This window comes from Ralstonia psammae, from assembly GCF_958405935.1.
GTDB classification, from domain to species: Bacteria; Pseudomonadota; Gammaproteobacteria; order Burkholderiales; family Burkholderiaceae; genus Ralstonia; species Ralstonia psammae.
Genome location: NZ_CATZBU010000010.1, coordinates 145,103 through 157,070 on the forward strand (window position 1 = coordinate 145,103; position 11,968 = coordinate 157,070).

Here is an 11,968-nt window from a genome sequence, read left to right on the forward strand (position 1 = left end):
CGCGTTTGTGCCCATCAAAGGTGCACCGGCTATAGGGTCCGGCCGTTAAGCCGATATACCTCTTGTATTGATATGCGTGCCTGGATCACCACGATGGATGCTCAGCTTCAACACCGGTGGCCAGCAGGCCAAGCGATCGATGGACCTCTCCACCGCTGAATTGCGAGCATTGCTCGATATCACCGGGCATCTTCATGAGCCCTCAAGCCACAGCGTTCTTGAACGGCCTGAACTGGCCGAGAAGCTGGGGACGCTGCTGCATGTGGATCTCATGGCGCAGCTCCTGCGGTGTCCCGAGGGTGTGCATCAGCCACAGCCAAGCGCGTTGTGGGGCCGAGACCAGAGCATGCGTGCCGAGTATCGCCAGTACTTCCACGCGGTCGATTCGATCGACGAGCTGCTGAAAGGCAGCTTTGAACCCGTCGTGATCGAGCGGAAGCTCTGCCGCTCGGAATGGGGCCAGTCGGAGTACTTCACGGATTTTCTCTGTCGGCACAAGGCGTATCCGGGCATCAGCCTGCGCTTGCCCGACCCCAATGGGATGCTGCTGGACTATCGATTCAGTACCAGCGACCCAAAAAAGCGTTTCGGCGATCGAGAGACATTGCTGCTGAGCCTGCTGAAGCCGCATCTGTTGAATGCCCACCAGCTTCGCATCCTCCAGGAAGTGGAGCAGGTTGGCACCGATGCCGAGACGCACGTGCCGACCTTTGTGCTGGACGGCACGTTAGCGCCCCGGCCGAACGCGAAGGCGCGCGCCATCATGGTTGGGCTCAGTTGTGAGGAGCGCGACGCGCTCTATCAGCAGTTGGCGGAGGCAGCCAACGGATCCCGCGGCGGCCAGTGGAACGGATTCGGGTTTTGCGTGGAGCGCCCAGTTGCCCATGGCGGCCCTGGGCGGGGGTGCCGGGTTCACCTCATCGCACGGGTCGTGGGCTCATCTGCGTGGTTTCAGCAGCAGTTTGGCGTGACCGTGCGCGAAGGGGAGGTCTGCCACCTGATGCTCAATGGCATGTCAGACAAACAGATCGCACTGGCCCTGAACATCAGTTACTGGACGGTGCGTACCCACGTGGGGCACATCATGAGGAAGATTGGCGTGGACTCACGCTGCGCGATCGGACTCGCCGCGCTCAAAGCTAAAGCTGACGCAGCGCCGAAGTAATGGACGCGCGCGGCCATGTGTGCCGCGCCGGCAACGGTTGAGTTGGCGGAATTTCAACCATTCTCAAATTGCTTTCTTGATGAGAAGCCGACCTGGTGACCTTGCCCCACTTGAGGGGCAAGCGATTGGCCGAAGACGGGCTAGCTGGTGCTGTGCTTCAGCTTTATATGTCGAAAACCAAGTGGCGTCGCTAAGCCGGTCAACCCTCGTCTGAAGACGCAATGGATTCCGGGTCGATAATCTTGACCGGCACTGCCGTCCCCTTTGGCAGGGTGACGATCAAGGGAATCGACCTCTCGTCGTCTGAACGTATCGCGTCGAAGAAGACATCGCCACCGCCGGCTCCACGGAGGTCGCCTAGTGTCATCTCGACTAAAGCATGACCATGCTGTGCATACTGCAGAGCGCCTTGTGCTGCAACGCTGCCCCACATCACATTCAAAGTGGGATGCGCCAGATCCTTGGCCGGGATTTCGGCTGGTTTGTAGGGCTGTACCGGGTGCGCAATGTTGTACAGGTATTCAGTTTGCTCGACACCAGAGCGGTAATGGCGGTTTGGCTCCACCGCCTGGTGATGCAGGACCGAGGCCATGGACTTGGGGTTGCCGCGAATACTGCCTTGACTTACCCGTTTGGACTCCGTCACGCGATAGAAACGCGAATTATCGGTAAGGCCGAGCGCGCGCACCGGATCATATGTTTCAAGCAGCGCCGTCTTTACGGATGCGTCTACGGAATGAATGGATGGGTAGTGTCGGCCGCCAACCTTGACGCTTTCGGACTGTGATGCCGTACTCGTTCCCGGCAATGTGGCACGACGGCGATTGGATAGGGAAGATGTCCCCCCGGTAGCAGCACTATCGCGCTGCGGCAGATCTTGCAACCCGTGGCTTCGATCCCGTGCATGGCTTGAATTCGTTGAACCCTGCGAAGTCGGGGCCGTGCTAGTTCGAGTGGCAGAGTAGTCGACGTAACTATGCTGCGTTGCAGGTTTGGAGACAAAGCATCCCATGTTGGTCTTTCCATTACTTTTGCAAAGGCAAATATCGTAGAAGACCAAGGGAACCCTGCTGGTGTTTGGCAGAAAGATTGGGGGGCGAAACGAAATCGTTCATGGCGACACAGCCCTCCCGCTTCACCCAATATTCCACTGCGGCGCAATCGCCAGCAGTTGCCGCCTCAGGTTCTCGATCTCGTTGGCGAAACCCTGCGCCAGCGCGCTTTCCACGGTGGTCGTGCCGGGCGCGTCGTTCACCTCGGCGGTATCGGCCGCGTGGGGTCGTGCCAGGCGCGCTAGCGTCCCAAACCGCAGCGCGCGCGACATGCCGATCAGCGCATCGCGCAGGCGCCGGTCTGCCACACCCGGCGACACATCAGCGCTCGGGCCATCCAGCGGCCTCCGCGCGGCATTGAGCAGTTCGAGCGTGCTGATGCAGATGCGCAGGCTGCGCTGGATGTTCTCCAGCCGCTCCAGCGGCACGTCAATCTCTTTGGACACCGACGGCATGAGCGAGCGCAACTGCACCAGCAGCGTATTGAGCTTGCCGAGGTGCTTGCTGCGCTCGTCAGACGCTGCGCCCGCCTGGCCGAGGCGCGCATATGCGCGGGCGCATTCCCGCAGTGCATCGGCCAGCCGGTAGCGCCACGAGTACGTGGCATACAGCGGCAGCGCAAACGAGAACAGCAGCGCAATCGCAATCCCCACCAGCACGTTGAGCGTGCGCCAGGCGCCGTCGAGGAGATTGTTGTCGCCATGCCCCACCACGATGACCAGCGTGATGGCGGCCAGCAGCGCGATATAGCCGCCCTTGCCGATGGCGTGGTACGCGCAGATGCCGCATGCAATGGCGGTGAGCGCGTAGGTGAGCGGCAGGTGCCCGAGCCAGGTCTGCTGAACGATGATCAACAGGCCCGCCACCGCGCCGATGAGCGTGCCCCAGGCGCGCTCTGCCGCGCGCTTGCGGATGTTGCCGTGGTGCTGCAGGCCGGCAATGACGATCAGCAGCGAGATGGTGGCCCACTCTCCATGCGGCCAGCCGAAGCCCGACGTGACGGCAATGGACAGCAGCACCCCCAGGCCGACGCGCGTGGCGTGGATGTACCGCGCATGCCGATAACGCCGGTGCGGGTCGCGTACAAGCCGGAGTACGGAAAGAAGCGGAGCAGGTAGTTTCACAGTGCGGGGCGCACGAATGGAAATCGACATAAGCAAGATCGTTGCAGATTCTGGGGCGCGCAGTACCTAGGATGGGCGCCACCGTGGTGCCGCCGCCTTATTGTGGTGCGCGCACGTTGCAAGGGCGCGTCAAAACTTCGGGTTTCCCCTAGGTATTGCACAAAGCTTGCCATGTCCGGTGAGCAATTTTGCGTATTGCGCAAACTGGCGGCGCTTCAGCGTGCGCAAGATCGTGTCGATTACGATGCATACGCCCAGAGGCAACGCTTTGTGCTGCCCGGGCCTTTGCCGATCCACCTCGAACACGATCGAGCCCTATGACAACGCAGGCGCTATCGCCCTGGTTCCGGTTATTGAGCGCCGCGGAGCGCATCGACCGTGCACCGTATTTCATTGCCATTCGGCGTGGGCTGGCGCTGTCTTTGCCGCTCATCATGGTGGGCGCGCTGGCGCTGCTCTTGCGCTACCCGCCCACCGCCGGCATGCGCCACCTGCTGGTGAATGCCTTTGGCGCGCGGTTGGACCTCTTTTGCGAAAGCGTGTTGGCCGGCACGTTCGGCATCGGCTCGCTGGTCGCGCTCTATGGGTTTGCCGATGTGCTGGCGCAGTTGCACAACCAGCGCGCGGGGCATCGCGTGGTCAACCCCGCCGTGGCGGCGGTGGTGGTGGTGTCGTGCTTCTTTACGCTCATCGCGCCGGATGCGGATTCGTCGCTGATGGCGTCGCTCTCGCTGGGGCAGGGGCTGTTTGGCGCGTTGCTGGTCGCGTCGCTGGGCGGCAGCCTGTTTCTGAAGCTGTGCAGCATCCGCCGTTTACGCATTCCGTCCCATCACTTGAGCAACGATCTTCTGGTGGGCGATGTGCTGGAGATCATGCCGGCCGGCATGCTGACGATCTTGACGTTTGCTGCGCTCAAGGTGGCCATGGTCTGGGCGGGCGGGTCGCACCTTGTGGCGGCAGTCAACACACTGCTTGCGTTGCCGTTTTCGGATGTCTCCAACAGCCTGTTGTTCGGTCTCGGCTACGAAACCGCGGCGCAGGTGCTCTGGCTGTTCGGCATCCATGGGCCGAACGCGCTGTACACCGTCCACCAACACATACTGGAGCCCGCTGCGCAGGCCAATGCGGCGGCGGTGGCCAGTGGTGGTCATCCGCAGTACATCTTCACCTACCACTTCTTTGCGGTGTTCGCGCGCATGGGCGGGTCGGGCGGCACGCTCAGCCTGATCCTGGCGCTGCTGATGGCCCGGCGCACGCAGCGCGGGCGCAAGATGGCGCTGGTGGTGATGCTGCCGGCACTGTTCAACGTCAATGAGCCGTTGCTCTTCGGGCTGCCGCTCGTGCTCAACCCGGTGTATGCGATTCCGTTCCTGCTCGCCCCGTTGGCGCAGATCCTGATTGCCTATGCGGCCACCGTTGCCGACCTGATGCCCAAGATCAGCTACAGCGTGGCGTGGACCACGCCGGCGCTGTTCAGCGGCTACGCGGCCACGGGCTCGGTATCGGGTGCGGTGGTTCAGCTCATTGGCCTGGCGGCGGGCGCGGCCATTTACCTTCCGTTTGTCCGCATGGCGGATGTCCTGTCCGCCCGGCGTAGCCAGGACGTCCTGGCGTCTTTGCTGCAGATTGCCGAGTCGCCCGAGGTGAGCCTGAAGGGCCGGCGGTGTCTGGACCTGCCCGGCGACGAGGGCCGCATGGCGGTGGCGCTGGCCAGCGACCTGGAAGATGCCATCAAGAAAGAAGGGCAGATCTTTCTGGAATTCCAGCCGCAGGTGGATTGCACCACTGGGCGCGTGTTCGGTGCCGAGGCGCTGCTGCGCTGGCAGCATCCGGTGCTGGGGCGCGTGGCGCCGCCGATTGTCGTGGCGCTGGCCGACAACATTGGCCAGATCGACCAGTTGGGCCTACGCATCCTGTCGCTTGCGTGTCACCAGCGCGCCGCCTGGCGCGAGGTATTGCCGGATGATTTCGTGGTTGCCGTCAATCTCTCGCCACGGCAGTTGCTGGACGGGGCGTTCCATCGGCACGTGATCGACATCCTGCGCCGCGAAGGGCTGTCGCCGACGCTGCTCGAACTGGAGATCACGGAATCCACGATGCTGCTCCCCGACGTCAACGCCATCGGCAACCTGAAGCGGTTGCGGGAGGCCGGCGTGAAAGTCGCGCTCGATGATTTCGGGATGGGCCATACATCGCTGCACTACCTGCGCGAGCTGCCGCTGGACACCGTGAAGATCGACCGCTCTCTGGCCGACGTGAGCGCGGGCAGCGTCAACGAACATATCGTGCGCAGCATTGCCAGCCTGAGCCGGACGCTGAACCTGTCGACGGTGGTGGAAGGTGTGGAGACCGAACAGCAGCTCGAGCGCCTGTCGGCCCTGGGGTGCGACCGGTTCCAGGGGTATTTCTTCAGCCGCCCGCTGGCACCGCACGTCTGCCAGCAATTTGTGCTGGATGCCAACCTGCGGCCGTTGGCACATGCGCTTTGAAGGCGCTGGCGCGCGGCTTACCGGTACTTGCCCACAAAGTTCTCGCAACGGCGGACCCGGCCAACCTTCGCAGCCCATCGATAGACGGATTCCACCAGGCTCTTGCTGACCGTGACCGGTTGACCATTGATCTGCCCGAGCACTTCCGATTGGTTCGGGTAGGGCTTCTCGAACAGCAGCTTCATCTCGCTGCCGCCGGCCAGCGCAAGGTAGACCGCTTCGCGCGGCTCGAACTGGAGCGAGAACGAGTTGCTGCGCACGCTGGCGCCTTCCACGGACTCGGCAAAGTTGGCGATGAGCGCGGCGTCTTCGGTGCTGTATTCGCAGCCGGCGTCTTTCAGGTGCGCTTCGTCCACGGCCTTGAGCGACGCCAGGGCGGGGTCCATCAAGTACAGCGTGATCGCACGCGCCTTGCGCATCCGCGCGCTCAGGCCTTCGGCTGCCCAATAGCTTTGTTCAACCTTCACAACGGGCTCCATCTTGGCGATGGGCTCGGGGGCGGGGGTTTCCGCTTGGCGGGCTTCCGCGCTGGGTGCGTCCGCCTGAAGCGTGCCTGCCTGAACGACTTGCGCCTGGAGCGCTTCGGTTGGAGGTGCGTCTGTCAGGGGCGCTTCCGTGGTGATTTGTCCGAAGGCCGCTTGGCTCATGCTGCAAGCGCAGGCCAAGACCAGAGAGAGGATCTTTTTCGACAACGCCTACCCCTTTGAAACGTATGTTGTTGTGTTGTGCATGCTAAGCCGGCGATATGACGCAACGGGCTGCCGATGCCTATTGCGATGAGCGCGGTGCGGGCGGTGCCGGCCATCGCCGCGTGGCTCCGGGCGCTTCGCTCACCTGCTGCGGTGGTGTCTTTGTAAACACGTAGTGGTGATACCGCCCGCTGCGGTCGGCAATGTCAAAAAGATAGCTGCCTTCCGGAACCACCATCGTCGCAAACGACGCCGGTATGGTGCCGGAGTTCACCGGGTCTGGGTTGGCCTGTCGCATCAGAGAGAAGAAGTTGACCTCGCCGGTCAACGCATCGCACTGCATGGCCGTGTAGCGGTGGTTCTCGGCATACCACCCTCGGCAGTCGGAACCGGCCAGCGTGATTGCACCGGTGGCGGGGCCCATCAGTTGCAGGCTGAGCTGGCTTGAGCCGTCTTGCTTGCTGACGATGGCTTGCGTATAGCCCCGACCATCGTCGTTGCGGCTGTCTGTGACGGTGTAGGTGCCGACCAGTTCATTGGCGGCCCGCCGCAACGCAAGCGCCTGCTGTTCGGGCGTGCGCGGGTCTTGATAGCTCACGCACGCCGTGAGAGACGTGATGGCGCAGAGCATTGCGATGGTGCGAGCAGGCATGGTGGGGCGGGTTCCGTGGCAGGCGGATTCTACGCTGAGCGTTGCATGCCAAGTGCCAGGGTCCGAGGTCCAGAACGTCGAGCCCAGACCCAGGGCCGCCGAAAGCTGCGCTGGACGGATGCCGGCCATCGGGTGGATGTTCTTCTGGGCCTTCTGGTCTTTCCGGTTGCGGGGCGGGCAATGAAAAACCCGCCTCGGGGCGGGTTCTGCTCCATTGGCGGGGCGGTGGCGCGGGCGTCAAGACGGCTTGGTTCAGGGCGAGTTGCTTTCAAACGGGTTCGATACGGTCCTATCGCCCCGCAGCACATCTTTGATCCATGCCGGTTCGGTTGGCTGCACGAAACCCATGGGCGGATAGCCGACGAGCTTGCCTTGGTTTTCCCACTTCTCCATCTTGTCGATGAACTGCTTGGGGTAGTCCTTTGCCCGGCAGGCAATGTTGCTCCATGGGTCACAGATAAAGGTGTCCGGATGCCACGTCTTCATGTTGGCGTGTAGCTGGTGGGGGACCAGGCCAACGACGGCAACGCAGTGGGCAACGTCCGTGTCATCGCCGCCGAGTTCCAGAATCTTTGCGGGCAGCTTGTAGTCCTGCCACAGGTGGTGCACTGCCAAATGCGTCAGCTCCTGGCACTGGTGCGCCTTGCCTTCCTGGGCAGCGAGCAGCGCGTTGGGCTGGCTGCGTATCCGGTTGACTTCATCCGTTGCGCTCAGTTGCCGGAGGTGTTCTGCCTCGGTATCGCCCTTCACCTTGTTGCCCGACTTCAGATTGGGCTTGTAGTAAGTCTTACGCACGTGGGTCAGCACGGCTGCCACGGCCGTTTGCGTCTGCGATGAGCCGTCATGCTGGGCAGACGGAAGGACCGCGGTGCGCCGCGTTTGCAGCGACGACGTGCCGGCGCCCGACGTGGCCGCCCGGTTGCGGCTCATGTTGCCCAGTTGGCTCAGTTGCCCGCCAGCCTGGCGGGCGTGGCGCGCTTGCGCGTGACCGCTGTGCTGAGTTGATGGCGCCGTCGCGGGCTGGGTGTCGCGCGCGCGGTTGATCGAGGTGCTGGCCGGCTTCGAAATGCAGAGCCCCATGTTGGTCTCCAAGGGGAATTCAACGAAGCCGACAGTGTTGCGTGGGGTGCGCGTAGCGCAAATGCGCCTGTGCGAAGCGAGGGCTGTGCGTGCGAAGTTCAGCGGCGTGCCTGCGCGCGCTCTAGCCCCGCAAATCACACGTCATACCAGTGGTGGAAGGTCGCAGCTTGTCCGTGGTACACGCCCTCGCTGTCGATCAGGTTCCACACGGTGCCGCCTTCAATCCAGAACCGCCTTCCGGAGCGCGAGATGCGCACGCCCCGATAACCGGTGGCGAACCCGCGCGTGCGTACCGACTCCAGCAATTGCGCACGTTCCTCCCGGTTCGGTTGCTCTGCCGAAAAACGCGACCGTAACGCCGTGATGCCATTCCAATCGTATTCAAAGCAGCGCTGCGCGGCCCGGTTCGCATAGATGAAGCAGGGGTCTGGGTCGGTGTTGTGCGCCAGCATGCAGAAGGGCGCGTCTTCGTAAAGCCACCGGGCCGCATCGGCGGGCGCGATACCGTTGTCGATCAGCGGCGTGCCAACGAGCCGCTGGTGGCTGTCGGCCAGCAGGTTGAAGAACTGCGGGTCCAGGCTTAGGGATACCGTCATCGCGATGTATCGGTGGGCTTCAAGAAAGAGGCGGTGACTTTATCAGCCTGCCCCCGCCAGCTTGAACACCGACACGACGTCTTTCAGCTTGTCTGCCTGTTCCTCCAGCGATTGCGCAGCCGCAGCAGCTTCTTCCACCAGCGCGGCGTTCTGCTGCGTCACCTCGTCCATCTGATGAATCGCGGTGTGGACTTGCTCGATGCCGCGCGTCTGCTCGTCCGACGCTGCGGTGATCTCGCCCACGATGTCGGACACGCGTTTGATCGCGTCTTTCACCTGCCCGATGGTGGAGCCGACGGCCAGGGCTTGCGTTGCGCCGTCCTGAATCATCGAGACCGATGCTCCGATCAATGCCTTGATCTCCTTGGCGGCGGACGCAGAGCGCTGCGCAAGGCTGCGCACCTCGCTGGCCACCACGGCAAAACCCCGGCCTTGCTCGCCGGCACGTGCGGCTTCCACAGCGGCATTGAGCGCGAGGATGTTGGTCTGGAACGCGATGCCCTCGATCACGCCGGTGATCTCCGAGATCTTGGTCGAGCTGCCGCTGATTTTTTCAATGGTGCTGACCATGCCTTGCATGGCGTTGTTGCCGGCGTCTGCTTTTTCTGTGGCGAGTGCGGCGAGTGTATTGGCCTGGCGCGCGTTGTCTGCGTTCTGCTTCACGGTTTGCGTCAACTGCGTCATGCTCGACGCGGTTTCCTCAAGCGAGGCGGCCTGCTGCTCCGTGCGCGAGGACAGATCCACGTTGCCGCTGGCAATCTCGCGCGATGCCACAGACACCGATTCCGTGCTCGTGCGAATTGACCCGACCACCGCTGCAAGGCTGCCCTGCATTTGCGCGACCGCATGCAGGATGCTCTGCCGGTCGGCCGCGCGCGTGTCGACACGTGTCTGCAAGTCGCCACCGGCAATTTGCGCAACCACACGCGCAACCTGCACGGGTTCGCCCCCGATCTGCCGCACGATCGATCGGGCAACTGCCAGGCCTAGCGCAAGCGCGATACCCACGCCCACCGCCGCGCAACCCACAATCCAGCGCGTGACCCCGGCAACGAGTGCGACGCCCGCTTCGGCGCGTGCTTTGGCCGAGGCATCGCGCAGGTTGGAGAATTCGATCAGGATCTTGCGGATCTTCACGTGCAGGCCATCCGTGTTGGCTTGCATCTCGGCAAGCGCAGCGGGCTGGTCGCCTTGGCGCGCCAGGTTTTCCACCTTCTGCACGGAAGCAAGATAAACCGGCCAGGTGGCATCAAAATCCGCCAGCAATTGCTTTTGCCGATCGTCAAACGGGTGCGCACGTTCGTAGTCGAACGCGGCGATGACGGCGGCCTCGCCGCCCTTGTTGAATGCCAGCGTGTCTTCGCGGCCCTTCGGGTCGGTCTTCACGACGTAGTCGTACAGCCGCCGATAGTGCGCAGCCGCTTGCCACGCGGCGGTGCCAATCTGCCGGATGGGCACGACTTCGCTCTCGTACATCGTCGTCTGCATGGTGGCGAGTTCACGCACCTTGACGGTACCGACCACCCCAACAACCACCGTGGTGGCTGCGCAGAGCAGCAACAAGCCCATGAGCTTGTGGCCCAACTTGAGACTGGCGAACCATTGCATTGCGGGACTTCCTCTTGTGTTGTATCTGTTCTGATATATCAATCCCGCTGCGCGCCGGCCTGCCGAGATTGTCTCCACTGTGAGGTAACGGCGGTGGCGCGCGGGTTCTTTAGCGCGCGCTGGTGGCAGTGTGGGGGTAACTCTTCTGAGGGAGGCGATCGGCCTACAACGCCCGTCACCTAAAACAACGTGCCCGCCGCCGGATTGAACGTCTCCGGCGGCGGGCGGGCGTCAAGCCGTTGAACTCACAAGCCGCGCATGGCTCAGCCGACCAGGTGGCCGTTGCTGCCAATCATGGTTACGTCGACGTAGTCGAGCCCGGCGTGGTTGTTGCGGTCGTAATGGACGCGCACGCCGCCGAAGTCGCGTGTGCCAAAGCCTTCCAGCGCCTGGATGAAGGCTTCGCGCGTGGGGTTGCTGCCGCAGGCTCGCAGGCCGTCCACGATGACGCGCGCGGTGAGAAAGCCTTCCACCGCTTCGTAGGTCTGGTTGTTGTGGTCGCCAAACTTGTCATTGGCCTCGCGAAATGCGCGCACCAGCGGCTGGGTCCGCACGTTGGGGCCGGGCATGACCTGCGTGACAGCCACGCCATGGGCCAGCGGGCCGGCTTTCTCAAACACGGTCTTGGGCGTGGTGACCGACAGAATCCACGGTTGCGGCAGTGGCACGGGGCCGTGCTTGGCCTGATAGCGCATCAGCATGTCGGCCACGGAGGTGGGCGACGTGAACAGCAGCGTGGTCTGCGGGTTGGCCGCGGCAATCTTGTCGACCACCATGTCGATGTCGTCGCCCTTGGCGTTGTGCGGGATGAGCGCGACGATCTGCGCGCCGAACTTGCTGGCGGCGGCCTTGGCGGCGTCGGCATTGCCCGAGCCGAAGGGGTTGTCCTGGTAGACCACGGCGACGCGCTTGAGCCCGATGGTGGTGGCGTGCTGCACCATCTTCGTGACTTCGTCGGCGTAGCTGGCGCGCGTATGGAACAGCGGTGCGTTGGGTTTGCGCGCGGCGGTGGCGCCTGTCATGGCGCCCACCATCGGCAGGCGGTATTGCTCCAGCAGCGGCAGCGTGGCGATGGTGTTGCCGGTGCCGCCCATGCACACCAGCCCGAACACGCCTTCCTGCACCAGCGTCTTGACGTTGGCGACGGCCTTGTCGGGCAGGTAGTTGTCTTCCAGCCGCTTGACGACCAGCTTGCGGCCCGCCACGCCGCCCTGGGCATTGACTTGCTCGAAGCCGGCCAGCAGGCCGTTGGTGTAGTTCCTGTACAGCCCGCCCCATACGCTGTCGAACCCGACCGTCTGCCCAAAGACGATCTTGTCTGCAAACACGCCGGCTTCCGCCGCGCGCGCCATGGGTGACAGCATCATTGCGCCGCCCAGTGCGACTGAACTCCGTACGAATTGCCTCCGGTCCATACCTGTCTCCGCCCCTTGTTTTATTGGTGGTGTGGCAGGAGTGTCGAAAAGGTGAGCGCCGGCCGAAATGGCGGATAACCCTGAGCCGAGGGTTTTTG

Annotated in this window: 10 protein-coding genes; 2 read left to right on the forward strand and 8 right to left on the reverse strand. The window is 63.2% G+C overall.

Going from position 1 to position 11,968, the window contains the following annotated elements; translation table 11 throughout:
- Positions 1 to 97 precede the first annotated feature (97 nt).
- A complete protein-coding gene (locus R2N16_RS18795) occupies positions 98 to 1,165 on the forward strand; it encodes a helix-turn-helix domain-containing protein (RefSeq protein WP_316667411.1) in 1,068 nt (355 codons plus the stop codon).
- A gap of 199 nt (positions 1,166 to 1,364) precedes the next feature.
- Here the strand turns inward: R2N16_RS18795 and R2N16_RS18800 are convergent, their stop codons facing one another.
- Together R2N16_RS18800 and R2N16_RS18805 are read right to left on the reverse strand one after the other, a co-directional pair.
- The gene (locus R2N16_RS18800) at positions 1,365 to 2,048 is read right to left on the reverse strand and encodes an AvrPphF family type III effector (RefSeq protein WP_316667413.1); all 684 of its coding nucleotides are present in this window, start codon (positions 2,046 to 2,048) and stop codon (positions 1,365 to 1,367) included.
- A gap of 252 nt (positions 2,049 to 2,300) precedes the next feature.
- Positions 2,301 to 3,371 (reverse strand): FUSC family protein, encoded by a 1,071-nt coding sequence (locus R2N16_RS18805; protein ID WP_316667415.1) that lies wholly within the window; start codon positions 3,369 to 3,371, stop codon positions 2,301 to 2,303.
- A 287-nt stretch (positions 3,372 to 3,658) separates the two neighbouring features.
- Between R2N16_RS18805 and R2N16_RS18810 the strand changes: the two genes are divergently transcribed.
- Positions 3,659 to 5,830 (forward strand): PTS sugar transporter subunit IIC/EAL domain-containing protein, encoded by a 2,172-nt coding sequence (locus R2N16_RS18810; protein ID WP_316667417.1) that lies wholly within the window; start codon positions 3,659 to 3,661, stop codon positions 5,828 to 5,830.
- 17 nt (positions 5,831 to 5,847) lie between these two features.
- On the opposite strand, the gene R2N16_RS18815 is transcribed toward R2N16_RS18810, so the two are convergent.
- The 6 genes from R2N16_RS18815 to R2N16_RS18840 form a co-directional block, all read right to left on the reverse strand.
- The gene (locus R2N16_RS18815; RefSeq protein ID WP_316667419.1) at positions 5,848 to 6,477 is read right to left on the reverse strand and encodes a hypothetical protein; all 630 of its coding nucleotides are present in this window, start codon (positions 6,475 to 6,477) and stop codon (positions 5,848 to 5,850) included.
- Between the two features lie 121 nt (positions 6,478 to 6,598).
- A complete protein-coding gene (locus R2N16_RS18820; protein ID WP_316667421.1) occupies positions 6,599 to 7,171 on the reverse strand; it encodes a hypothetical protein in 573 nt (190 codons plus the stop codon).
- A 252-nt stretch (positions 7,172 to 7,423) separates the two neighbouring features.
- A complete protein-coding gene (locus R2N16_RS18825; protein WP_316667423.1) occupies positions 7,424 to 8,251 on the reverse strand; it encodes a hypothetical protein in 828 nt (275 codons plus the stop codon).
- A 134-nt stretch (positions 8,252 to 8,385) separates the two neighbouring features.
- Positions 8,386 to 8,847 carry an MEKHLA domain-containing protein gene (locus R2N16_RS18830; RefSeq protein WP_316667425.1) on the reverse strand — a complete coding sequence of 154 codons (462 nt, stop codon included), beginning with the start codon at positions 8,845 to 8,847 and terminating at the stop codon, positions 8,386 to 8,388.
- 42 nt (positions 8,848 to 8,889) lie between these two features.
- Positions 8,890 to 10,455: a methyl-accepting chemotaxis protein gene (locus R2N16_RS18835; protein WP_316667427.1), complete on the reverse strand. Its 1,566-nt coding sequence runs from the start codon at positions 10,453 to 10,455 to the stop codon at positions 8,890 to 8,892.
- A gap of 263 nt (positions 10,456 to 10,718) precedes the next feature.
- Positions 10,719 to 11,870, reverse strand: coding sequence for an ABC transporter substrate-binding protein (locus R2N16_RS18840; protein WP_316667429.1), 1,152 nt, complete (start codon positions 11,868 to 11,870; stop codon positions 10,719 to 10,721).
- Between the last annotated feature and the right edge of the window lie 98 nt (positions 11,871 to 11,968).